The sequence below is a fragment of the Nitrincola nitratireducens genome (assembly GCF_000585235.1).
Lineage (GTDB): Bacteria > Pseudomonadota > Gammaproteobacteria > Pseudomonadales > Balneatricaceae > Nitrincola > Nitrincola alkalisediminis.
On sequence record NZ_AONB01000001.1, the window covers coordinates 98855 to 122597 of the forward strand.

At 46.0% G+C, this 23743-nt stretch carries 19 protein-coding genes and 1 pseudogene; 9 read left to right on the forward strand and 11 right to left on the reverse strand.

Translation table 11 applies throughout. The annotated features are described in order from the left end of the window. Positions 1-146 precede the first annotated feature (146 nt). Entirely contained in the window at positions 147-1292 is a 1146-nt protein-coding gene (locus tag D791_RS00475; RefSeq protein WP_036506434.1) for a hypothetical protein, read from the reverse strand. Positions 1293-1414: 122 nt separating this feature from the next. After that, positions 1415-1843 carry a YchJ family protein gene (locus D791_RS00480; RefSeq protein ID WP_036506437.1) on the reverse strand — a complete coding sequence of 143 codons (429 nt, stop codon included), beginning with the start codon at positions 1841-1843 and terminating at the stop codon, positions 1415-1417. A gap of 96 nt (positions 1844-1939) precedes the next feature. Between D791_RS00480 and sbcB the strand changes: the two genes are divergently transcribed. From sbcB to D791_RS00490, 4 genes and pseudogenes are all read left to right on the forward strand, one after another. Continuing rightward, positions 1940-2662 (forward strand): exodeoxyribonuclease I, encoded by a 723-nt coding sequence (gene sbcB, locus D791_RS21605; RefSeq protein ID WP_337588571.1) that lies wholly within the window; start codon positions 1940-1942, stop codon positions 2660-2662. Further along, a pseudogene (locus tag D791_RS22135) lies at positions 2647-2925 on the forward strand (exodeoxyribonuclease I); the annotation flags it as partial. The gene sbcB and the pseudogene D791_RS22135, both read left to right, overlap by 16 nt. A 141-nt stretch (positions 2926-3066) precedes the next feature. Beyond that, positions 3067-3387 (forward strand): hypothetical protein, encoded by a 321-nt coding sequence (locus tag D791_RS22140; RefSeq protein WP_475094861.1) that lies wholly within the window; start codon positions 3067-3069, stop codon positions 3385-3387. A 1-nt stretch (position 3388) separates the two neighbouring features. Further along, positions 3389-3943, forward strand: coding sequence for a hypothetical protein (locus tag D791_RS00490; RefSeq protein WP_036506439.1), 555 nt, complete (start codon positions 3389-3391; stop codon positions 3941-3943). A 95-nt stretch (positions 3944-4038) separates the two neighbouring features. Here the strand turns inward: D791_RS00490 and D791_RS00495 are convergent, their stop codons facing one another. Then, positions 4039-6810, reverse strand: a complete 2772-nt coding sequence (locus D791_RS00495) for an insulinase family protein (RefSeq protein WP_051513795.1) — start codon at positions 6808-6810, stop codon at positions 4039-4041. 218 nt (positions 6811-7028) lie between these two features. On the opposite strand from D791_RS00495, the gene D791_RS00500 reads away from it, so the two are divergent. Further along, positions 7029-7910, forward strand: coding sequence for a Tim44 domain-containing protein (locus D791_RS00500; protein ID WP_036506442.1), 882 nt, complete (start codon positions 7029-7031; stop codon positions 7908-7910). Between the two features lie 61 nt (positions 7911-7971). Here the strand turns inward: D791_RS00500 and yaaA are convergent, their stop codons facing one another. Together yaaA and D791_RS00510 are read right to left on the reverse strand one after the other, a co-directional pair. Beyond that, complete coding sequence (yaaA, locus tag D791_RS00505; RefSeq protein ID WP_036506444.1) at positions 7972-8742, reverse strand: peroxide stress protein YaaA; 771 nt, start codon at positions 8740-8742, stop codon at positions 7972-7974. 30 nt (positions 8743-8772) lie between these two features. After that, positions 8773-9006, reverse strand: coding sequence for a DUF2789 domain-containing protein (locus tag D791_RS00510; protein ID WP_036507227.1), 234 nt, complete (start codon positions 9004-9006; stop codon positions 8773-8775). A 195-nt stretch (positions 9007-9201) separates the two neighbouring features. Here D791_RS00510 and trpS point away from each other — a divergent pair, with 195 nt between their 5' ends. Beyond that, complete coding sequence (gene trpS / locus D791_RS00515) at positions 9202-10482, forward strand: tryptophan--tRNA ligase (protein WP_036506449.1); 1281 nt, start codon at positions 9202-9204, stop codon at positions 10480-10482. Positions 10483-10565: 83 nt separating this feature from the next. Here trpS and D791_RS00520 read toward each other — a convergent pair whose 3' ends face one another. From D791_RS00520 to D791_RS00530, 3 genes are read right to left on the reverse strand one after another with little or no spacing between them, the layout of a single operon-like run. Further along, positions 10566-11987, reverse strand: a complete 1422-nt coding sequence (locus tag D791_RS00520; RefSeq protein WP_036506451.1) for a DUF4139 domain-containing protein — start codon at positions 11985-11987, stop codon at positions 10566-10568. A gap of 24 nt (positions 11988-12011) precedes the next feature. Further along, a complete protein-coding gene (locus D791_RS18670) occupies positions 12012-13973 on the reverse strand; it encodes an SUMF1/EgtB/PvdO family nonheme iron enzyme (protein ID WP_081763658.1) in 1962 nt (653 codons plus the stop codon). Positions 13974-14024: 51 nt separating this feature from the next. Then, entirely contained in the window at positions 14025-14237 is a 213-nt protein-coding gene (locus tag D791_RS00530) for a DUF2788 domain-containing protein (RefSeq protein ID WP_036506454.1), read from the reverse strand. A 186-nt stretch (positions 14238-14423) separates the two neighbouring features. Between D791_RS00530 and dauA the strand changes: the two genes are divergently transcribed. After that, positions 14424-16055, forward strand: coding sequence for a C4-dicarboxylic acid transporter DauA (gene dauA, locus D791_RS00535; protein ID WP_337588572.1), 1632 nt, complete (start codon positions 14424-14426; stop codon positions 16053-16055). A gap of 107 nt (positions 16056-16162) precedes the next feature. Here dauA and D791_RS18675 read toward each other — a convergent pair whose 3' ends face one another. Further along, positions 16163-18160: a putative bifunctional diguanylate cyclase/phosphodiesterase gene (locus tag D791_RS18675; protein WP_051513801.1), complete on the reverse strand. Its 1998-nt coding sequence runs from the start codon at positions 18158-18160 to the stop codon at positions 16163-16165. Between the two features lie 141 nt (positions 18161-18301). Continuing rightward, entirely contained in the window at positions 18302-20050 is a 1749-nt protein-coding gene (gene radD / locus D791_RS00545; protein WP_237748457.1) for a DNA repair helicase RadD, read from the reverse strand. A 57-nt stretch (positions 20051-20107) separates the two neighbouring features. Between radD and D791_RS00550 the strand changes: the two genes are divergently transcribed. Continuing rightward, positions 20108-20590, forward strand: a complete 483-nt coding sequence (locus tag D791_RS00550) for a GNAT family N-acetyltransferase (RefSeq protein ID WP_036506457.1) — start codon at positions 20108-20110, stop codon at positions 20588-20590. Between the two features lie 150 nt (positions 20591-20740). Here the strand turns inward: D791_RS00550 and luxS are convergent, their stop codons facing one another. Further along, entirely contained in the window at positions 20741-21247 is a 507-nt protein-coding gene (luxS, locus tag D791_RS00555) for an S-ribosylhomocysteine lyase (protein WP_036506460.1), read from the reverse strand. Positions 21248-21328: 81 nt separating this feature from the next. On the opposite strand from luxS, the gene D791_RS00560 reads away from it, so the two are divergent. Continuing rightward, positions 21329-23626, forward strand: coding sequence for a sensor domain-containing protein (locus D791_RS00560; RefSeq protein WP_051513802.1), 2298 nt, complete (start codon positions 21329-21331; stop codon positions 23624-23626). Positions 23627-23743: the final 117 nt, after the last annotated feature.

The following is a 23743-nucleotide window of genomic DNA, read 5'->3' on the forward strand; positions in this document are numbered from 1 at the left end:
GGGATACCGACAGTCCATAAAAAGTTAAAGCGAAGGGACGGTATTCTAACGGTGGCAGGTGCTGCATAAAAGCCCTGAAGCCCATGCAAACAAAATTAAGTTTAATACAAGGCTCTTTTCCGAGGGGATAGTGTGTCTTCTAGGGCTTAAACCGTCAAGTCAACATGTTGTATTGTACCAACCCGACCGTCTTCTGATAAGTAAATACCCGTCGATTGGATCATACCCAACAGATTTGAATCGCCTGACTGCAAAAGTGAAAAGGGTGTTTTTGCGTTTCCTAGATAAATCGCTCCAATCCCCGCTTCAGATAGTGTCATTAACTGCTGTGAGTCTGAGTTTCCCGGATGTACCCAGAGTTTTAAATGCTGGAATATCTCATCATTTTCGTCTATCCAGCCGTTATTATCATCGTCATAGGCGGCTAATTCATTAAATCCATCCCCTGTGATGGCTCCAAACAGTTCACTGCCATCGTTGATGATACCATCATTGTTTTTATCAAGCGCTAAAAATGCGCTATTCGCGCCCAGGCTTGGGATTAAATCGGGGCGTCCATCCAATGTTAAATCAAACTCAAAGCGCGTTTCAGTTAACTCGGCAGAGTGGCCGTTAAAGTTAATCACCAAGGGGTCGATTAGATTTTGTCCAACGCGCAGCATAAATGAATTGTGCTGCACGAGTTCTCGGCTTAAGTTGAGTTCTAGGCTGATATCAATGCTGCGTCCATCTGCTGTTTTCACAATGCCTGTTGCATTGAAATGGGTGTTTTCGGCTTGATAGAAGGTTTCGTGGCGTTGATACTGAAAACTGACCGTTTCGACTTGAGGTGGTGTCGTAGGTAAGGGTTGGAATGGCAGTTCAATATCAGATTTGAAAGGTCGAGCATCAAAGAGCTGCATTTTAAACTCTTTTCCCGTTAGTGTTTTCATCAGTTGCTGAATCAGGAGCAGACGAACACGATCATCTGACGACAACTCTAAACGAAAAGGCGCATCGGCTGACACATTGCCTGTATTTGTTGTATTCGCCGTCGACTGATTCTGGATGTTGGCAGGAACTTGATTGTTGGGTTCCAGTTCACTTTCTCCGAAACGCTTGCGAAGATCGGAATAGGTAATCAGTTCTTTGCTAGTGAAGTTGATAGACCGAGTGATACTGATACGTTGAGTCGACTCTTCCCCTTGGACATTGGTTTGTCTGCGCTCAGTCGTGAGTGTTTCGGCACGCTCATAGCGAGTTTGACTGGCATGACCAGACTTCATATTGATCTGACTGGCTTCAATACGCATAAACCGCTCCTCATCCTATTGGGATGTTTATTTCAAAGGGCTGTCTTCGTTCATGAAGTCTGTATCGGCCAAATCGTGTAAACCTAAAGCAGCTATTTTAAAAAGAGTCGAGATCTAGAGTATTAGTCAATGATAAAATTGAGCTCACCGTCGACATAGAACCACTGATTGTCATCAAAACGAAAGCGCGAGATCTCGTGCAGCGTACCTGAGTCTTCGGGCGTTTCAAAAGAGGCTTTAAACTCTACAGTTCCCTCTGAGTCTCCGATTTTTCCCTGTTGTGTCGATAAAATCTCCAGCTTTGTCCAAACCGTGATTTGCGTTTGCTCGTTCAAAACCTCTTGATCTTCGGGTTGGCGTTTTTCAGGCGCAGTTGTGTGAATGAGGTAATCAACCGCTCCAATGCTAAAGGCCGTATACCGTGAACGCATTAACGCTTCGGCGGTTTTAGCTGGACGATAGCCATTAATGGCGGGTGCACAGCACATCATAAACGGTTTTCCCGACTGGCAAGGACAGGCTTGTTCAGTATTGTTTTGATCTTGCATCATGAGGATGATCCTATGTCGGTTAACTGGTAATCTACACAGATTAACACGACGATAAATCCAGATACATCTTACGGGCATTCAAATTAAGTAGACGTTATGGCTATAACAGAACCTCTAACCTTCCTGTTTCATGACTACGAAACGGGCGGTGTGGACCCCAGACGCGATCGACCTTTGCAGTTTGCGGCTATTCGCACAGATGAGCATTTCAATATTATTGAAGAGCCCATTATGCTCTATGCAAAAATATGTGATGACTATATTCCTCACCCAAAAGCCTGCTTGATTACGGGTATTACACCTCAAAAAACTTTAGAGGAAGGCGTATGTGAGGCAGAATTTATTGCGCGTATTCATGCGGAAATGGCACGTCCTGGAACCTGTGCACTGGGATACAATAGCATACGCTTTGACGACGAAGTCACGCGCAATACACTCTATCGGAATTTTTTCGATCCCTATGCTCGCGAGTGGCAAAACAATTGTTCTCGCTGGGACATTATCGACAGTTTGAGGCTTGCAAGAGCCTTGCGTCCTGATGGTATTGTTTGGCCAACCTATGCCGACGGTTCGCCGAGTTTACGTTTAGAGGACCTGACTCAAGCAAATGGTATCGGTCACGATCACGCGCATGATGCTTTATCTGACGTGTATGCAACAATCTCCATGGCGAAGTTGCTAAAAGAAAAGCAGCCGCGTTTATTTGATTTTGTCTTTCAGAATCGTTCCAAGCAGACCCTGCAAAAGAGCTTGGATGTGGCGAATATGAAGCATTTCTCCATGTATCCTCTCGATATCCCACGAATCTGGGAAATCTAGCGATTGTTGCGCCCTTGGCCTACCACCCCATTCAATCCAATGCCGTGATTACCTGGGATCTTCGTTGTGATCCTACTCCCTTATTGGATTTGGACGTTGATGAATTGCATCGGTTACTCTACTCACCTAGAGAGACCTCAGAAGAGCGCGTGATTGGCCTTAAGCTTGTTCACTTGAATAAATGTCCGATTGTCGCACCCGCAGGTATGTTAAACGCAGAGGAGGCCCAGCGCTATGGCATAGAGGGGGCCGTGTGTCGTCGTCATTTATCCATTTTACGTCAAGCCCCGCAGATTCAGCCGAAGCTCAAGGCTCTTTATGAGATCAATACATTTGTCCCCGAAAAAGATCCGGATCATATGCTCTATTCCGGTGGCTTTTTCAGTCCGCATGATCGTCATTTAATGGATAAAATCCGCCAGTTCAGTGCAGATGAACTGATCGGTTTACAGTTGCCTTTTCAGGACCCGCGTTTAGAGGAAATGCTGTTACGATATAAGGCGCGAAACTACCCTTATACCTTGGACTCTAATGAGCAGCAGCGTTGGGAAGAGCATCGAAGCCAGCGCTTATTAGGGCCTGAGAATGAGGGATGTTTAACCTTGACCCAAGCATTTGACGAAATGAATAGAATCGCGACGGAGACAGAGTTGTCGGCGCGTGAGATGAGCATTTTGGAAGACTTGGCTTCGTACATCGAATCTGTTTACCCAATGGAGTTTTAGCGTGTTAAAAGAAGGGGGGGCGGGTCTGGTGGTGCTGATGATGGCGATTCCGTGCGTTGCTCAGCCATTAGCACCTATTCCCTACCAGGTCGTCTATCCCGAAGGGTTTTCGACGGGAACTCATCATGGTCGAGACGTTTTTGAGGGACGGGACTGGGGCGCTTTTGATCCTGAGTCTATGCCAGAGTTGTACAATGATGTTGAGGATCGGCCAACGCCCAGTGTACAAGTGATTATGTATTCAGAGCCAGAAGAGATTAATGAGATTTTAGTGGATGACGTCGAGGTGGTTACCCCCTTAGAAGGAGAAGATCTTGTCTATCAGGAGATACTCGATGATCTTTATGAGCAAGCCTGTGCCTTGGTTCCTGAAGGAGAGGCGTGTGATCCGTTGCTGGGGTTTCAGGGAGATTTAACCGTGGGTGATGAGCCTGCAGCGACACCGTCGGCTCCTGTGTTGCCGATCAATAGCGAACAGGAGGAGCAGGATGTGCTGGAGCGATTCCAAGCGCTTGAAGAGGGGTTTACGCCAGACTTTGATCGTTTATTTGATTAAAGTCCGGCGTTAGACAAGCGTTGATCATCAATTCAATTGGAAAAACGCACGTTGCTCCCTAAGTGATTGAATTTTTGAATCTGCATTGTCTGAAATCAAGCTTCCGGATCAGTTTCGAACTTACCAAAGCTGCGCAAGAAGAATTGGCGTTGACGCAACTCTGATAGTGTTTGTTCAAGGTCGCCCTTTTGAATTCTTTGAACCGATTCGGCCACTTGTTGGTGACTGCTGAAGGAGCCATCTCTGTCTAACTCACGCCAGTAGCGTTGAGACCGAGCCCCGATAGAGGTATCAGGCTGAAGCAGACGCGATACCAAACTGGTTTGGAAGCGTTGAATGTCCTCGGGCTCCATCCTAGCCAATTCTTCTTGCATACGGTCTAAGAAGTCATGGAAATGGGATTCCAGTGTAATAGGGTCTGCAACGCTGGATTGGACAATCAAGGCTAAGCCAGGGACATCCCCCATTGGTACATAATTCGAAAAGACGATATAGCCGAATTGTTTTTCGGTGCGCATTTCTGAGTAGAAGGGTGTTGAAATGATTTCATTTAATAAGGCAACGGCCGCTCGACTCTGTGATGAGTTGTCTTTACCTTGAAGAAACTGCGTTAACACCGCATCGTGATGGTTGAGCTTCAGGGTGGCTCTTAAGTCCTCGGATGTCGGCAGTTTTACAACGGGAACCTGAATAGCTGGGATTGCACGCGTTTCGGTTAGCAGGGCTTCTTTAACCAACTCAGCTAATGCTAGGCTGGTGTCGGCGGTCAGGTTGCCATGCGCGAGCATGCGAACATCTAATTCGGTATAGAGTTCGCTGATAAAGTGTTCTAACTCCTCCAGCGAAAGGCGATCAAGAGCTTCCAGTTTGTCATCGGTGCTCCATCTCGACATTAAAGACGTGAACAAATGTTGCAAGGACAGCTGATAAGGTGTTTCTTGCTGAAGATTAATCAGGCGCTCTTGCAGTTGCCGTTTTACCTGCATAAAACGCCGGTTGTCCATTTCTGGATGACGTAAAAGTGGAAGGACTTTGGTTAGTAACGTGATTTGCTTATCATTGTAACCTGAAAGCTGTAGAGATAAGCCACGCATGTGAGGGTAGACAGATAGCGACAGTCCAGCCAATGAGGCGTCGTATAGCACTTCATTCAGCTGGTCATTGACCATGCGTGTGTAAAGATCAATCATCACTGCATTGTTGGCACTGGCCATCGCTTGATGCGTCATGAGGGCCACAAAAAAGTCAGCTCTTGGACGCTCAAACGTTTGGTCTTGTTGGTGCCAAAGGCTTATTCCTGGAGAGTTGAGCAGTTGCATGGGAACGTCTGAGCTGTCTTCTCGATCAACCAAGGATAGATCTTCTGGAATAAACGGATTGAGCGATCTGACAAATAATAAGTCATTTGTTGCCGCAGAGCGCCAAGATTCCAGATTAGAGTCCAAAACGTCAGACACCTTAAAGGGCGCATTATAGCGACGTTCCGATTGATCGGTCTTCAGCTCTTGAGCCATGAGCGTTAACAGCATATTGTCAGGGTTTAGAAAGCTTAAAAAGTCTTTGAGGGTATTCTCATCAAAGGTTTCTAACAAAAAGTTCGCACGCAGTATTTCTTCAGTCGGGTAGCGCTGTTGCATTTGCGCCATCATCATGGCGTCATGAATCGGCTGGCGTCTGTCGGCAAATAAAAACTGCAATTCGGCCATGTTGCGCTCTTCAGCATACAGCGATTCATTAATACCCGTCTCGGCAAGAGCGTTTACGAATTCAAAAAAATGCGTAACGACTTGGGAATAGTCCTTCATACCCTCTTCAGTTAAGGCAATTGAAACCTGAAAAAGACCTTCATTGTCTAAGTCAATCGCAGTAAAGGCACCGAGCTCGGTAGCGAGGTTTTCTGACTTCAAATACGACAAAAGGCTGCCTTCTCCTTCATATCCTAGCAGGCTGGCAATGTAATAAAGCGGCTTGTCTCGCCAATGATCGCGTAATGAAGGAACAGGAAAACTTAAAGAAAGTTGGCGCATTTGGCGCAGGGTTTGAATTTCAAGTTTTTTAGGTAAGCTGTTTTCAACGAAGAGCGGAGCGGTATCTACATAGGCTGAAGCATCAAAATCACGAATCTCAGTGAAGCGTTCGGTGACAAGATCCTTGAGTTCTGGAATCGATTGAGGGCCAATCACCACTAAACTCATTAAGTTAGCGGAGTAATACTGGTTATAAAAATCAATCAGCTCGTCTTGAATATTGCTCCCTTCTCGATCAGAGAGTGAATGTAAATCACCGACAGCAAATCGGCTCCAAGCATGCTCGGGGTTCATGACCTGTTTGGTGACCTCATGCTCGCGGCGACGGTCATCGCGGCGGCGTGATTGGAACTCAGATTCTACTGCGTGACGTTCACGATCAACATACTCTGGGCTAAAAAGTGGGTCTATAAAAAAGCGAGAGAAGCGGTCGAGTGCTTCTGGCAGAGCGTCTGGATGAATATCGAAAAAATAGTTGGTGTTTTCATAGGCGGTAAAGGCATTGTGTGAGCCGCCGTTCGAGCTGATAAAGGCTTGATAGCTGTCCGCTTCTGGGTAAGTCTCTGTTCCTAAAAAAAGCATATGTTCTAAAAAGTGCGCAAGACCCGGTCTATCAATTGGATTTGCATTCGAGCCAACGAGAACGTCCATGGACGCCGCTGCTTTTTCAGCCTCGGGATCTGAAACCAATAGAACTTTTAGGCGGTTGGGAAGTTCAAACTGTTCATAGGCGCGAGAATCATACGAACTTTTGATGATGTCATTCGCCAATGCAGGTGTTAGAGAAAAAATGAGTAGTGTGTAAACTAAAAAGGGAGCTATCCGTGATGTGTATAACATAATCTACCTGTTAGAACCGAACTGCTTTCATTGACTTAGTCTGACTCGGCCAATGCGGGGAAGTTCCTGTCCAAAAATGTGCGTGTGATCGATTGGGTTTTCGGGACTAAATGGGAGGGTATGCTATCAATTCGCGGCAAGACCGCCTATATTTAGTGGTTGACTATTCTAGCATGTAAAAATAATTTTTTTTAAAAAATCACACGATAGGAGTGTTCATGAGTAAACTGTCATTGCCTTTGTTGACCTTATTACTAGGGTTGTTCTTGATACCTATAGAGGCTGAAGCTAAGCGCTTTGGTGGTGGGCTCAGTGGGGGTAAATCTTACTCCACACCACAACGTCAAGCACCCGCTCCAGCTCAACAGCGTCAGCAGCGTCAAGATCAAAACCAACAACCCGGCGCAGCTCAAACGGCGGGGCGTGCAGGTATGGGGGGAATGCTAGGAGGCTTGCTGGCCGGCGGGCTTTTGGCCGCGCTCTTTATGGGCGGAGCTTTTGATGGTATTCAGTTCATGGATATTTTGTTGATTGCCTTGCTTGGTTTTGCCGCTTGGAAGTTGTTTGGCATGTTTAGAGGTCAAGCTCAATCACAGCAACAGCCAGCGTATGCTGGGCCTGCACAGGTGCGTACGGAAGCCCCTCGTCAATTTGAACCCGTTGCCCCTGTTAGTCAACCAGAACCCTTGGTGACCAACTTTGGTTCCGGCTTTTCTGATGCTGAGTTGAGCTTGCCTGAGTGGTTTGATAAGAGCGCATTTTTGTCGGGTGCTACGGGACATTTTAAACACCTACAGCGCGCTTGGGATGAAAAGAACTGGGATGAGATTTCAACCTATACTAGCCCTGAAATGCTGGCTTGGTTGCAATCACAACCCACAGAAACGGCTGAACAGTTCACCGAAGTCGTGTCGGTGATGGCTGAGCTGGTTAATTTCATCCAAGAAGATGATCATGTGGTTGCCAGTGTTCATTTTTATGGATGGCTACGTGAAACGCAGGATAGCGATGCAACAGAGTTCAGCGAAGTATGGCATCTCAATCGTCAGATGGGTGAGCAGCCCGGTGATTGGCTGATTGTGGGTATTGAGCAGTCTTAATGCAGCAACTGCGCTGATCGAAATAGCCACGGAGTCTGATGGCTTCGTGGCTAGTGTGTTGTTAGTGATCTCTTAAAAACACAGGCTTCGCGTCAGTCGAATCTTTCTCTGAAAAATAATAGCCTTCAAGATCAAACCCTTTGAGCTGAGATGGGTCTTCTATTTTATTTTGAATAACGAATCTCGCCATCAAACCTCTCGCCTTTTTCGCGTAAAAACTAATAATTTTATACTGACCATTTTTGAGATCTTTAAACTCGGGTGAAATCAGTTGACCCGTTAACCGCTTCGCCTGTACGGATTTAAAGTACTCGTTGGATGCAAGGTTGAGCGTGATTGGGGCCGGGTGTGCTAAGAGCTCTTGATTCAGATACTCGGTCAAACGATCTCCCCAGAACGTATACAGGTTTTTATAATCACCTTTCGTAAATTTGGTGCCCATTTCCAGCCGGTAGGGTTGCAGCAGATCTAATGGGCGTAATACACCATAGAGTCCGGACAGAATGCGCAGGTGCGATTGCGCGTACTCAAATTCCTCTTCGCGGAAACTCGCTGCCTCTAAACCTGTGTACACATCACCTTTGAACGCCAGTAGAGCAGGGCGAGCATTGTGGGTGTCATGGATGGGATGCCAGCTCTCATAACGAGCAACGTTTAAACTGGCAAGCTTGTCACTCAGCGACATCAGTTCCGCTATGTCTTGAACAGAGTATCCGCGCATGTGTTCAATTAAGGATTGAGCCGACTCTACAAATAAGGGTTGAGAAAATTTTTGGGTTACAAGCGGTGATTCGTAATCCAAGGTTTTTGCAGGTGATATCAAAATCAACATAAACAGTTATTACTCGCTGAAGTGAGGGGGTTAGCCCCTGAGCAGATTATTGAGTTCATCGACGATTTCAGCCCAATCCGAATCGTCCATCAGCGCATCTTTCAGAAAACTGGCTTGGGCTTCAGTCCAAAAGGTTGCGTCTTCTAGTTTAACACTTGCACTAAATAATTTGTGATTGCGAACGAAGGTCTGTATTTCAGTGTCACTGGCTGGCAATCCTAGTTGTTGGAACAAGGCTTTCATCGTATGTTTTGACGTATCCATTGTAAGCTCCAGAACGTTGTGTTTGCGTACATTGAGTGTTAAAGAAAAAGAGAGGTTTGTCAAAAGATTAGATTTGTTGATCACCGAAAAAGACGTTAGCATGAATAACCTGAGTCTAGACAGTGAAACCTTACTGCATTTGCACCGAATGTAGTATAGTCCATCGTTTGCAAATCCAACCTGAATGAGTATCAGATGAGTAAAAAAACGGTATTAACCGGTATTACCACAACCGGTATTCCTCATATAGGGAATTATCTTGGCGCCATTTCACCTGCAATTCAAGCCAGTGAAGATCCCGCGTTCAATAGTTTCTTCTTCTTGGCCGATTATCACGCACTGATTAAGTGTCATGACCCTGAGCGGGTTGCGGAATCCACCCGTGCCATCGCAGCCACTTGGCTGGCGTTAGGTTTAGATACTGATAAGGCCACGTTTTATCGGCAAACTGACATTCATGAGATACCCGAGTTGGCATGGATACTAACCTGCATGACATCGAAGGGTTTGATGAACCGAGCGCATGCCTATAAAGCATCGGTCGATGTCAACCGAGATGCCGGTAAGGAGGATCTTGATGATGGCGTAACCATGGGGCTATTTAGCTATCCCATCCTCATGGCGGCTGATATTTTAATGTTCAATGCAGACATTATCCCGGTTGGAAAAGACCAAATTCAGCATATTGAGATGGCCAGGGATATTGCCGCTCGTATCAATCATCATTATGAACCCTTGTTAAATCTACCTGAAGCCAAAGTCGATGAACAGACGCAGCTGATACCTGGATTGGACGGGCGGAAAATGTCGAAGAGTTACGACAATACCATCCCTTTGTTTTCGGATAGCGATACTCTGTACAGCCTGATTAAACAAATCAAAACGGATTCAAAAGGCCCAGGTGAACCGAAGGATCCGGATACCAGTACCCTGTTCCAACTCTATAACTGTTTTGCAACGCCATCAGATACGCATGCTATGCGTGAAAAGTTTCTTAACGGGATTGCTTGGGGTGATGCAAAAAAAGAGTTGTTTGAGTATATCGATCAGCATCTGAGTGCACCTCGTCAGCGCTACACGGAGCTCATGCAAGATATGGCATTTGTTGAAAGCGAACTGCAAAAAGGGGCAATTAAAGCCCGTGAATTCGCAGCGCCGATGCTGGATCGGATGCGGATAGCGGTGGGGATTCGCCCTTTGACCTATGTGGCGCCCGTACGTGAAAACCTGTCAGTTAAAAAAGAGGTGTCAGAAGAAGCGCTTGAGCGGGCTGAGGCGGGACGAAAGCGTGCGGTTCTAATGCAAGTGCAGCATTTGATTGATGGGGTGAAGAGTGCAGAGAACCCCCGTCAAGCGGCAGAAGAGTTGATTCAGCAAAAAGAAATGGAAGTTGAAGGGCTTAAAAAGAAAGCGCGCCAGAAAGCGCAAAACGAACTTGATGTCTTGCGCGACGAACTGGCTCAATGGCTTGCTTAATCTAAGTAAGGCCGTTATCCCTTTGGTTACATGGCCTTATACCGCCAATATCCCGTCTATCGACTGGATATTGGCGGTTTTGTTTAATTACGAGGTAGACGCTTTTTCAACTCAACCGTAAACCGAATGGTTTCAGCGCCCATTGCTGGCAAGTTCATTGTCCAGCTGAGTTTACCCGCGTTGTCTTCTTGCATAACGTGAGTGCTCTCTGTCAGCGTCCAAGCTTGTTGGAATTGAGCAGACAGATCCACTTGACGACTTTCCCGTGCACTGTTGCTAGCGGTGACTTCGTACTGAATCAGCAAGTTGTCCTCGTTATCTGTAAACATGACTTGTCTGCGTTGTATGCTAAGGTCCATGGCTTGACCGAGGGTCACGCTGGCCTCTTCGCCACTGCCGAGGTTTCCAATGGATCCCGCTCCAATAAACTGCATTTCACCCTCGGTATCCGGTCTAAACACTCGAATATTGCCTGCGGGTGCTGGGCTGCTGCTGTCCATAATGTTTGGGAGGTTGAATCTCAGTTGAATATTCGGTTGTGCATCATAGCGCTGGTTGTCCAAGATGGGGATGATTGGAAAGCTATGTTGGTAGCTTAAGACAGCAGGTAGATCTTGTGCGGAAATAAGTGGAATCAGTTTGTGCTCCTGATTTTTCAACGTGATTTCAGTCGGCCAGCGATAAATATAGTATCCCTGAAGGCTGCTGGGTTGCACAGGCGCTGCCGATTCATAGCTGTCCGCCATCGCCATGGCACGCATGATTCGATGCGGTTCTGGATCACCTTGCTTGACATCACCGGCCATCAAGCGCAAAGACGCATTGTTAAAATCGGTACCGGATAGGTTATGAAGGCTGGCCAGCCCCTCTAGCGACAGTGAGCGACCATTTTGCGCAAGATTGATTCTGTAGTCCATCGACCAGCCAAGACCATGGCTCAGGTAACTTAGGGTGAGTAAGCCAGGTGTCTCTGTTCCTTGGGTTCGAAACCCCAATACAGGCTGGGCATTCAACTGAGCGGGCACCTCTTCAAACAGAAAACGCCATGCATTGTCGTAGAGATCAATCGGCTCAACTCGACCATTCTCTTGTCGGATCAGTGCGCGCACTCCTTCTAAACTTAACAGGGTGACGCGGCTCAGTGTTTCCTCGCCATTCACTGGATTGCGATACGCGAGTGTCAAAGGTTTACCGACGTGGGTTTCGAGCAGACGATCATAGTTGAGTTGAGCGGGTATTAAACTTTGCTCCAGGACTTGTCCGGCACCTTGGATTCGAAGTGTTTCAGTCAAAAGTTGTGGACTGACCCCTTCAATATAAACCGACTGATTTGCATCCAGTGCGGGAATGGCACGTTGGTCTTGAATATGTGCCAAGTCTTGATGGTACAGCGTGAGAGTGATGCTCTCGGGTTCGCTGTTTAGCGATAGTTGAGCGTGGGCTAAAGTTGCAAAAGGCGCACAGAGGAGTGATAAAAGAGCTAAACGAGATAAAGTTGCGTTCATACGTCTGTCCTGAATAATTAAACATTAGGGCGTGAGGTCAAGCGCGACACGGAATCCACGTGTTGAGTCTTGAGTATCCGCTGGGTGTCGATAACGGCTGGATGAGCGTGTTACACGATCAATATCAAACCAAGATCCTCCTCGCAATACTCGAAAGTGACAGTTCGGCTGAGTGAGAGGACGACCGTCATTGGGTGCAATCGCATAGGTATCGCTGTAGCAATCTTCTACCCATTCTTCCACGTTGCCATTCATATCGTATAGCCCCCAAGGGTTTGCTTGCAGTTGCCCGACGGGGGCCGTTTGTTGGGCGTCCCATTCAGATCCACAGCCATCACACACAGACATGCCGGGTTGCATTTGGTTCCCCCACCAGAAGTTGGAGCTGCTTCCGGCTCTAGCGGAATATTCCCATTCGGCTTCACTGGGGAGGCGGTAGGGTTTTCCAGTCACTTCGCTCAGCCATTGGGTGTAGGCTTTCGCATCAAACCAGCTGACGTTAATGACTGGACGAGTTTCACGCCCCCATCCTCCATCATCGGGTAGTGCACGCCCTGTAGCCCTTGCAAATAGATCATACTCAGCAAAGGTCACTTCGTAACGTGACAGCGCAAAATCCTGCAGAATTGACACCTCACGCACAGGGCGCTCGTTATCGTCGCCGATACTGGTTAAGTCACCCATTAAAAAAATCCCTTTTGGGATACGAATCATTTCTGGTCCCATGTCGGTATCACTCACTCGATCTTGCAAGATACCTTCAGAAACCTGTACGGAAGGTGAATCAAGAGAAGCACGTTCAGCCTCTAATTCTAAGACAGGGGGGAGCATTTCCTGTGTTGTCTGTTCATTGGCATCGTTTTGAGTCTGTGGAACCGCATTTTGGCTGGACAACAGCTCTTTGAGTTGAGATATCTCGTTTTGAAGACGATTAAGATCCGATACATTGATAAATAAGCCGAGCATAAAACCACCCACACCGCCTACTGTTAGCAAGAACAACCCCTTTATCCAAGGCTTAAGAGCAAAGGAATGGGCTCTCTTCTTCTTCCCAATCAGTAAAGGTTGAAGAGGCTCGTTAGGAGGGGGGGAGTGCTCATTTTCGTCTAGTGAGCTTAACGTTGCGTCGGGAGTTGACTCAGAAGAGTCCGGAGTCTGAGAAACTTCATAAAGGTCAAACAGTAAGGGCAGAGTGCCAGTGTGGCGATCATCTGCTTCAGGGACTAGAGACGCTTGTAAGTATTTCCACTGGGCTTCGTTCAGAATAGGGGGGGCTTTCGGCTCTCTTTGGTAGCGTGCACGCTCGTCATCTTCTAACCTAAACAAAGGTTTTTGTGCATAGATTTCATAGGTTAACGCTGCTAACGCAAAGACATCGCTTTGAATATTAGAGGCTGTCGATTGAAAGCCTTCTGCCGCTTGATATTGAGTGTACAAAGGTACTTCTGGAAGAAAGTCCTTATAAGGGTTGGCTAAGGCTTTCCAGTTAATCAGTAAGAGTTTAACCCCCTGATTACGGTTAAGAAAAATTAAATCAGGGCCAAGGGTCTGAAACGCTTTGTGCATTTTACTGTGGTAGGCCTCAAGGGCCTTTCCCGTTTGCACTACAAGCCCTTGCTTCTGTGAGGGTGTTAGATGTTTGAGTTGTTGATCGTTGATTAAATCGGTAAGGCGCATTCCATCAACATATTCAAATGCGATGAAATAGGCATTCTGATAACTAAATAACCCATAAATATCGAGAGCATGCTTATGTGTCACTTTACGCAGTAAAATTAATTCCTGACGAAGTGTCTCAATAAAGCCTTCTTGTCGAGTGAGCATGGGCGTTAGAATCAAAATGGATACATTAGGATGCCCTGCGGCTGTCAGATCTTCTGCTTGCCATATCTCGCCATAGGGGAGGTTTGCCACCACCGAAGCGATCCTAAACCTGTGTCGTTCAGGGCCGATGATAAGTCCAGGGCGAAAGAGGTCTTGTGTCATTGAAGGAGCTCTCAAGTGTTGGGGAGTACACAACTATAGGACTAAAAGTACCTACAAGCCTCCATTGCTATCCATTACGAATACAATGATGTTCTTAATTAGAAAGGCTGCTAATCCAAGTCCCAGTGCTAGAAATAAAATAAACGTTCCAAACTTTCCTGCTTTGGATTTTTTGGCCAAGTCATAAATAATAAAAAAAATAAAGCCAGCAAATACCAATAATCCAATGTTTAACGCAATGGCTTCTACTTCAGCAAGACGCATCTAGGGTTCCTCTAAAAATGGTAAAAGCTTTATTCTACGCATTAATCTAGAGCTTAAACAGGCCTCTTTATTAGGGCTATAGTGTCAATCGCTCGACTAATGGCGTAGTGTTTGGGATTGAATACCCGTGTTGTTGGCGTTTATTATGAATAACACTTCATTCCCATATCCGTTAAAGGCGAAGGTATGCCCCATTCTAAACGCGCGCGATTGCACTCATTAGGATTTGCCAGTGCGCTTCGTGAGACTTTCAGGGAAGGTTATTCTCGTCATGATTTTCTTCGAGACTTAGTGGCAGGTGTGACGGTCGGCATTATTGCAATCCCATTGGCAATGGCATTGGCGATAGCCAGTGGTGTTTCTCCAGAGTACGGTTTATATACCGCGATTATTGCAGGATTCCTGATTGCACTCAGTGGAGGCTCTCGCTACAGCATATCCGGCCCGACAGCTGCATTTGTTGTGATCCTTTACCCAGTGACTCAAGCATTCGGTTTGGCAGGTCTCTTAGTGGCCACGTTGATGGCTGGAATGATTTTAGTGGCATTGGCTGTTGCGCGCTTAGGGCGTCTAATTGAATACATTCCTGAGTCAGTTACCTTGGGCTTTACATCGGGCATTGCTATCGTGATTGCTGTTTTACAGCTCAAAGACTTTTTCGGCTTGGACGTAGAGGCGTCTTCAGAGGCATTTATTGAGCGTTTAATCGATTTGATTGCGGCTTTACCAGGATTAAATTTGGCCAATACCTGTGTTGCCGCTTTAACGTTAGGTATTTTAATTGTTTGGCCAAAATTGAAACTTCCTATTCCTGGGCATTTACCTGCGATTATTCTTGGTGCACTCCTCGCGGCGGTTTTTATACATATGGGCTGGAGTGTGGACACGATTGGAAGTCGGTTCAGTTACGAGTTGCCTGATGGGCAAATGGGCAGTGGTATCCCACCTTTTTTGCCTTCATTTGAGTGGCCATGGATGCGCCCTGGTCCCAATGGTGAGCCGTTAGAATGGAGTTGGTCGACAATACGGGCGTTACTGCCGGCTGCCTTTTCGATTGCGATGCTGGGTGCGATTGAGTCTTTGCTATGTGCAGTTGTGCTGGATGGTATGAGTGGGCGCCGTCACCATGCCAATGGTGAACTGTTAGGGCAAGGGCTTGGTAATTTAGCGGCTCCGTTCTTTGGTGGTATTACCGCAACAGCTGCGATCGCTCGTTCGGCAACGAATTATAAAGCAGGCGCTAAGTCACCCATTTCAAGCATGATTCATGCTTTAGTGGTGCTGGCCGGATTATTGGTTTTGGCACCTATGTTGTCTTGGCTGCCCATGGCCAGTATGGCAGCACTGTTGGTGATGGTGGCGTGGAATATGAGCGAGGCACCTAAGGTCGTGGCACTCTTAAAGCGCGCGCCAAAAGGGGATATTATTGTACTGTTAACCTGTTTGTCGTTAACCGTATTATTTGACATGGTGTTGGCTATTTCAGCGGGCATCGTAATGGCGTCTTTGCTGTTCATGCGAGATTTGGCTGGTATGACACGTTTCAATGACATCACGCAACAGCGTAAGCATGTTCCGAATGGTGTTCCTGAGGGCTGGAAGGTTTTGAAGGTATCCGGTCCCTTGTTTTTTGCGGCTGCAGAGCGTGTCTTTGATGAACTTGCCGCGTATATTCAAGATCAGCAGGGTGTTGTCTTGTATATGGATGGGGTTCCATTACTCGATGCGGGTGGCCTGCATGGATTTGAACGTTTTACGGTGTTTTGTGAGAAGAACAACATTCACGTGATCACGCAGACTTGCAATTCCAGCCGTTGAGGACAATGGCAAGAGCCGGCATTAAGCCTGCACCTGGGGTGCAGTTTTCACCGACGTTGGAAGAAGCATTAGTGCTTGTGAACTCGGTTGCTCATTCCCGATGAGCCTTAAGCATGCGCGCTTAAATACTCGGGTTCATAATGAGTGAGCCACGTTTGCACCTCAGATGCTGGCATGGGTTTAGCGAAATAATAGCCTTGAAGAAACTCACAACCCAGCCGTAATAGAATTTTTCGCTGCTCTTCCGTTTCCACACCTTCCGCGATTAAGCGAAGTTTTAAACTGCGTGCCATGGCAATAATGGCTGTGACAAGCTCAACGTCGTCTGAATCTGACGTGAGGTCGCGAACAAACTCCTTGTCTATTTTGAGGCTGTCAATAGGAAAGCGTTTTAAGTAGCTTAATGACGAATAGCCCGTTCCAAAATCATCTATAGCTAAATGGACGCCTAAATCTTTGATAGACTCCAAACGGATAACGGTTGTGTCGCTGTTATCGAGTAAAAGACTTTCGGTAATTTCGAGCACGAGATAGCTAGGATCAAATTGATGCTTGGACAACAAGGCGCTTAATTTTTTGTCATTCATCCCCAGATCAAGTTGTCGTCGAGATAGGTTTACCGAGATATAAAGTTTTTGGCCCTGATTGTGCCAATTTTTTGCATGCATGAGGGCCGTGTCGAGAACCCACTCTCCGATGGAGCCGATTAAGCCAGACTCTTCAGCCACTGGAATAAATTTGTCCGGTGGAATATTACCGAGCGTTGGGTGATGCCAGCGTAAGAGGGCTTCGAATCCTGTCACTCGCCCTGTTCGAGACCTTACCAAGGGTTGGAAGTGCAGTGAGAGTTGGTTGAGCTCTAGGGCATTTCGAAGGTGTTGTTCTGTCTCCATAAGTTCAGCGGCATGTTCTTGTAAGCTTTTAGTGAAGAACATAAACTGATTTCGGCCTGATTGTTTGGCACGATACATTGCGAGGTCCGCATCTCGTAAGAGGTTGTCAGGTGAGTCATCATCGTTAGGGTAAAGCGCGATTCCAATACTGGCACCAATCACGATTTCGCGGCCACTTAACTGAAAGGGTGCTGAGAGGGTGTGGATGACTTTATCCGCGACATGTGCGGCATCGCTTTCAGAGCTAATATTATGTAAGAGCATCACAAATTCATCGCCGCCGAAACGTGCGATGGTATCGCTTTCCCTCACACAGTTTTTTAAGCGTTTACTAACCATGCTGAGTAATTCATCGCCTGTGCCATGGCCAAGAGAGTCGTTTACGTTTTTAAAACGATCAAGGTCAATGAACATGACAGCAATTGTTTGATGGTCTCTCTCTGCACTACGTATGGCTACATCCAACCGATCCATTAGCAGAGTGCGGTTGGGCAGCTCCGTTAAGCTGTCATAGTAAGCTTGGTGTTTGAAAACAGATTCGAGCGGTTCACGCGCATCAATTAAGGATTGTTCTGGATCTGAGGTATTCAAGGGTGCTGTTGTAAGCTGGCGTCGCTGCATTAAAAAGAGAGCAGAGAAGATGGAGGTTAATAAACCCGCAAAACCTAAATACAAGAGTTTGTTGGCCCTCATTATTTTTTGATGCTGATCAAGAATATGTTGATCAATACTGTTTAGGGCATGTGTTAAGTCTAACTCGTAGAACTCGGCTTTTAATGTGTCAAGTTGATAGGTCATAGCAAAGTAATCTGCAATACCAAGATGGCTTTGAATGAGTCGTTGGGTTATATGCTTTATATGCTCGGCGGTTAATTGTTTTTGGTGAGCGATATGCGAAAAGTTGTCCAAAAGTTTGATCAGCTTAGGATCATTGTTCGAGATAAGTGAAGAATAATCGCGTGGTTTAAGGAGCATGGGCGCTTGAATGGACCTATCCTGTTTTGAAAAAGAGTCCTGTGAATAAGCATTAAGTAATTGCTCTGTAATGTTTTTTTCGATTTGTATTGTGTCTTGATACAATCGGCCCATTAAAAAATGATAGTCTGCGATTTGACGATGATCGGAGAACTGAGAGGGTACCCAAAGTGTAATTCCTGCTAGGAAGAACAAGGTTAAAAGGGCTAAAAATAAATTGTTTTTTTGTCTCAACATGAATACGCGCTATTATTTGAATTATTAGTGGCAAAAGAACCTTAATCTACCGCATTTTTGAATGAAAATCTGTATTAATGCGAAAAAAACAAACACTATTGAGTTCGTGCTTTCGTCTTTAGGGAAACACCTGATGCTCAATTAATAAAGCTGGTTTGCTTTTCGATAACGTCCTTGGTAGTCAAAAATGCGTTGGCTGATCTTCCAGATATGATTGACTTTACGAGCGATGACAAAATCTGGCGCAGGATATAGGTGTTGGGATTTAATTATATTAGATAGGTCTTTATAAGTTAGCTGTTTGTTTTCTTGTGAGCGTCTGACGAACTGTTGATTAAAATCATCCCACGCATGAGGATTGGTTAAGTAGAGTGTTTCATTTAATGTCTCACCCTGCTCGTCATGGTAGGTGATTTTTAATCCTCCCTTGTGTTCAGTAAAGGTAATCCCAGAGCAACGCAGCACCTTGGCATCTTTTAAGCTTAAAGCGCGCTTGAGAAGGTCGTCTGGATCAATCAAGGTGCCTTGGCAGCTATGGCATGTTCGTGCGGCAATGTCGTTTTCGGCATGACAGTGAGGGCATTCTTTAAATTTGAATCGAAAGTCACATTGATGTGATTCATCATCCTCGGCCTCAACGAGGCCTTGGCAGCGTCGACCAAAGTGATCAAGCACTTGTCCTGTGACGTCTTTATGGCCCCAAAACGAATTGGCGAAGCCGCAACTTGGGCAAAAAACTTGAACGACTTCAGAATCGCTATCGGGTTTAGGTGTGCCAATTTCGGGTTGGAAAAGGTCAAATCCATTGCCTGCATAGTCCATCACTAAGCAGTTATCTTTGCCGGGAAATAAACGCAATCCCCGCCCAACCATTTGTTGATACAAGCTGACCGATTGGGTTGGGCGTAGAAGAGCGATTAAGTCGACATGGGGGGCATCAAATCCTGTCGTTAGAACCGATACATTGACTAAATACTTAAGCTTCTGTGCTTTAAATAACGCGATGATCTGATCACGTTCATCACTCGCTGTCTCGCCTGTAATCAAACCTGTCGTGGATGATGGTAAGTATTCAGTGATTTCCTGAGCGTGCTTGACCGTGGCGGCAAACACCATCACGCCTAAGCGATGTTGACTGAGTTTTTGAATCTCTTCACAGATGCTTTTGGTGACACGGCGGTATCGTCCTAACAGGTGATTCACCGCACGTTCACTGTATTCACCAGAAGAAGAGGGTGTCAGGGATGAAAAATCATAGCCAGCAATCGCCGCATCAATTTTGAGCGGTGGGGTGAGGTAGCCACGTTTAATCATAAGTGCCAGCGGTTGCTCAAAAATACATTTGTCAAAAATGGCTGAATCGGTATCTCTAAAAAAGCCTCGATAGTCCTCTTTATATATCCAGCCCTGCCCAAGTCGGTAGGGTGTTGCCGTCAGTCCTAGCAGCTTTAATTGAGGATTGAAGCGGCGGAGGTGATTGATGATCGTTTGGTACTGACTGTCAGGGTCGAGGCTGACGCGATGGCATTCATCAATAATCACCAGTGAAAAATGATCCTTAAACGACTCAAGGTTTCGGGCTAAGGATTGCACACTGGCAAAAATAATTTGGTGTTGATGGTCTTTTGATCTAAGACCTGCGGAAAAAATGCCTGCCTGAACACCTAGGGCTAAAAGTTTTGAGTGATTTTGTTCAACTAATTCTTTTACATGCGTGATGACTAAAATGCGATGCTTTGCTAAACGAGAGAGTTCGGCAATCACTAAGCTTTTCCCTGCACCAGTGGGTAACACGATGACAGCGGATTTTGATGATTGACGAAAATGTTTTAAAGTCGACTCAACGGCCTGTTGTTGATAGTCTCGCAAGGTTATTTTTTGAGCCAACACACAAATGCTCCCAACGCGGCCCCATAGGGCTAATCTGAATTTACTGATAGGAATACTATGCTGCACATTATCAAAGCAGATTATGATAATACCTTACATTCAGGGTTTATAGTTGAACTGATGAACGACTATGCACAAGACGAGATGGGGGGTGGAGAGGCGCTTACGGATTTTGTGAAAGAAAACTTAGTGAGCGAAATGCGCAAGCGCCCACACCTTCATACGTTTATAGCGCTGGAGTCATCCTGCGCCATTGGCCTTATTAACTTGGTCGAAGGCTTTTCGACGTTTTCTGCGAAACCCTTGTTGAATATCCATGATGTGATTGTAAAGGGGGGCTATCGAGGGCAGGGAGTTTCGAGGCGATTGTTCGAAGCCGCTGATGAGTTTGCAAGAGGCATGGGCTGTTGTAAATTAACGCTTGAGGTCTTGGAAAAAAATGAAGCAGCACAGCGCGCTTATCGTGCCTTCGGATACGAGCCATATCGTTTAGATGATCAGTTTGGTATCGCGCAGTTTTGGCATAAAAAATTGCAATAGGTGTTTCTGTCTTTTCTGTATTTTGGTAATCTAATCACATGTAAAGTATACGTGTAAAAAAGTCTTGGTTGGAAATTTCAAACGCTTCATGCTTCTGCTTTAAGTTAGGCTGTGTTAGCGAGTTTTAGCGTAGCACAGCCCTTAAGAATTTTAAGCGTTTAGAAATTCATCGCTTAGGTAAAGCTCATCGTTGTGATTGACTGAAACTCCACGTTTGATGATGTCTTGAGCGATTTGTTGAGCTTCCTCTAATGAGTGCATTTCATAGGTGCCGCATTGGTATTCGTTCAGTTCAGGAATGTCTTCTTTGGACTTAACGCGAATAACGTCTTGCATTGCAGCTAGCCAAGCATTAGCTACTTGTTGTTCGCTAGGAGCGCCAATTAAACTCATATAAAAGCCAGTGCGACAGCCCATTGGAGATATATCGATAATTTCGACGTTATCACCGTTAAGGTGATCGCGCATAAAGCCAGCAAAAAGGTGTTCTAGCGTGTGTATGCCCTTTTCAGATAGCATTTCGCGGTTAGGAATGCAGAAGCGCAAGTCAAAGACTGTGATGATATCGCCAGAAGGCGTTTGCATGTTTTTAGCGACACGAACAGCAGGTGCATGCATACGGGTGTGGTCAACGCGAAAGCTGTCAAGTAACGGCATTGGATGGTTCCTGTTTTGATAAAATCAGATCTCATGAGAAGTACCTATAGTTTAGTCTATACGAGATTTTTAGGTAACCCGATGCGTTTTAATCTCTGGACGATTCCATCGGGTTTTCTGCGTCATCCATTCAATATTATTCTTTTAATGTGCGTTTTTTATTCAGGCCACTTACATGCGAATGCTGATCTCGCCTCAAGTGTTTTAAGTCGACACTCCGCCCCCATTCTTCTAATTGATCCCGAAAGCGGTCAGATCGTAGATGCCAATCAATCGGCCTCCCGCTTTTATGGCCTATCATTGGACCGTCTGAAAAATTATAAAATTCAAGATTTTAATGTTTTGGATGAGGATGCCATTCGTCAAGAAATTGCGCGTGCGGCTTCCGAACAGCGTAATTACTTCGTTTTTTACCATCGGCTTGCGGATCAATCTGTCCGAGCGGTTGAGGTCTATTCTTCACCCATCGAGCTAGTGGGTAGACCTTACCTTTTATCGATCGTGTTGGATGTCACCGACAAGTCCATCCCTGAACGGGTCTTTACTGATCACAAAGAAACACTCGAACGTTTAGTTCAGGAGCGAACTGAGCAGCTTGAAACCAGCCAAAGTATTCAAAAACATATTATTTGGCTTGCGTTGTTTTTCCAGTCCTTAGTCATATTGGGACTCTATCTGAGTATACGCCGTCGACAAGAGGCAGAAAACCAGCTGCAAAAATTGACGATGGCGGTCGAGCAAAGTCCGGACAGCATTGTGATCACGGACCTTAAAGGTAATATAGAATACGTTAACTCTGCATTCGAAGAGAAAAGTGGCTATAGTTTTCGTGAAACCGTCGGGCAAAACCCGCGCTTTTTGCACTCAGGTAAAACAGATGCACAGGTATACAAAGACATGTGGGAGACGCTCATCGATGGGCGTATTTGGCGTGGCGAGTTTGTAAATCAACGAAAAAATGGCAAAGAGTATACCGAGCTCGCAACCATTGCTCCGGTGAGGGATAAAGCGGGTGTTGTCATCAATTATTTAGCGATAAAGCGTGATATCACTGAGCAAAAAATGGCGGATGAGAAAATTCATCAGCTGGCGTTTTTTGATAGTTTAACAGGTTTGGCCAATCGCAGTTTACTGTTTGAACGTTTGTCGCAAGCCTTAACCTCAACGGCACGCTTGCAGCATCAAGAGGCGTTACTGCTCATCAATATTGATCGATTTAAAATGATTAATGATGCTCATGGTATCGGCTTTGGCGATGAGCTTTTGAAAGTGGTCAGTTTGCGACTGGTTAACCTACTTCGAGTTGGCGATACTGTGGCGCGCACGGCAGGGGATGAGTTTGCTGTTTTGTTGCCGGATATAAACCAACAAGCGGGCCGAGCCAGCCGACATGCACTTGTGGTGGCCGAAAAAATACATGCGGCTCTACGTGCGACCTTCGATGTGCAGGGCGAGGCGTTTGCGCTGACGGTTAGTATAGGTATTACCACGTTTCCCGATGATCAAGATACTCTTTCGGGAACTGTGTTTCGACGAGCGGAAACCGCTTTGCATCGCGCTAAATCCAGCGGTGGCAATCAGACGGCATTCTTTGAAACCAGTATGGGGGAAGCGGCATCCAGTAGCTTTAGAACTGAGCAAGAACTTCGTTCAGGTATTCAGAACAATGAATTGTGTTTGTATTTACAGCCACAGTTTAATTACGCACGTCAAATCGAAGCCGCAGAGGTATTAGTGCGCTGGCAGCATCCTTCCCGAGGGTTATTGTATCCAGGCGCCTTTATTCCAATCGCAGAAGAGTCGGATTTGATTGTGGATCTGGGTAAGTGGGTGTTCAGGGAATCTTGCCGTCTCATGGTATCGGAATACTCGAATGGGCGTGTGCTACCTCTATCCATCAATATTAGTCCTAAACACTTCACAAAAAAGAACTTTGTTGAGTGGATAGATCATATTGTCAGTGAAACCGGTGTTGATCCAAACTGGGTTGTGCTTGAAATTACTGAGAATCTTTTCATTAAAGATTTCGATACAGTTGTTGTGAATATGCAAGCCTTAGTGGAACGCGGCTTCCGCTTTTCTATAGACGATTTTGGTACGGGATACTCATCCCTGGTTTATTTGAAACGTTTGCCGATCCATGAATTAAAAATTGATAAAGCATTTGTGCAAGAAGCACCCTTTAATCATAGTGATGCTGTGTTGGTTGAAACCCTTTTATCGGTCGCTAAGCATATGAATCTAAAAGTGGTTGCAGAAGGGGTTGAGACTCAAGCTCAAGCCGATTTCTTACAGGCTAGAGCCGATATTCTGTATCAAGGGTATCTTTTTGGGAGACCAGAGCCTGCAGCCTATTGGATCGAAAACTGGCGTAATTGAGATTCAAAAGGGTTTCAGGGTCTAGCCGTCTATCGATTGGCAGTGATTTACTGACACGGCACGCTTTTCTCTCGTTACTATCCACCAAGTCCAATAAGCGGCTAGGGAGATCACTGA

Excerpts from the sequence above, each read along its gene's own strand:
- dauA (WP_337588572.1), top strand. The coding sequence starts at position 14,424 with ATGCCCCATTCTAAACGCGCGCGATTGCACTCATTAGGATTTGCCAGT.
- trpS (WP_036506449.1), top strand. The coding sequence starts at position 9,202 with ATGAGTAAAAAAACGGTATTAACCGGTATTACCACAACCGGTATTCCT.
- D791_RS00475 (WP_036506434.1), bottom strand. The coding sequence starts at position 1,292 with ATGCGTATTGAAGCCAGTCAGATCAATATGAAGTCTGGTCATGCCAGT.
- D791_RS00495 (WP_051513795.1), bottom strand. The coding sequence starts at position 6,810 with ATGTTATACACATCACGGATAGCTCCCTTTTTAGTTTACACACTACTC.
- D791_RS18675 (WP_051513801.1), bottom strand. The coding sequence starts at position 18,160 with ATGTTGAGACAAAAAAACAATTTATTTTTAGCCCTTTTAACCTTGTTC.
- D791_RS00480 (WP_036506437.1), bottom strand. The coding sequence starts at position 1,843 with ATGATGCAAGATCAAAACAATACTGAACAAGCCTGTCCTTGCCAGTCG.
- sbcB (WP_337588571.1), top strand. The coding sequence starts at position 1,940 with ATGGCTATAACAGAACCTCTAACCTTCCTGTTTCATGACTACGAAACG.
- D791_RS00530 (WP_036506454.1), bottom strand. The coding sequence starts at position 14,237 with ATGCGTCTTGCTGAAGTAGAAGCCATTGCGTTAAACATTGGATTATTG.
- D791_RS00500 (WP_036506442.1), top strand. The coding sequence starts at position 7,029 with ATGAGTAAACTGTCATTGCCTTTGTTGACCTTATTACTAGGGTTGTTC.
- D791_RS22140 (WP_475094861.1), top strand. The coding sequence starts at position 3,067 with ATGGATAAAATCCGCCAGTTCAGTGCAGATGAACTGATCGGTTTACAG.
- D791_RS00510 (WP_036507227.1), bottom strand. The coding sequence starts at position 9,006 with ATGGATACGTCAAAACATACGATGAAAGCCTTGTTCCAACAACTAGGA.
- luxS (WP_036506460.1), bottom strand. The coding sequence starts at position 21,247 with ATGCCGTTACTTGACAGCTTTCGCGTTGACCACACCCGTATGCATGCA.
- yaaA (WP_036506444.1), bottom strand. The coding sequence starts at position 8,742 with ATGTTGATTTTGATATCACCTGCAAAAACCTTGGATTACGAATCACCG.
- D791_RS00550 (WP_036506457.1), top strand. The coding sequence starts at position 20,108 with ATGCTGCACATTATCAAAGCAGATTATGATAATACCTTACATTCAGGG.
- D791_RS00520 (WP_036506451.1), bottom strand. The coding sequence starts at position 11,987 with ATGAACGCAACTTTATCTCGTTTAGCTCTTTTATCACTCCTCTGTGCG.
- D791_RS18670 (WP_081763658.1), bottom strand. The coding sequence starts at position 13,973 with ATGACACAAGACCTCTTTCGCCCTGGACTTATCATCGGCCCTGAACGA.
- D791_RS00560 (WP_051513802.1), top strand. The coding sequence starts at position 21,329 with ATGCGTTTTAATCTCTGGACGATTCCATCGGGTTTTCTGCGTCATCCA.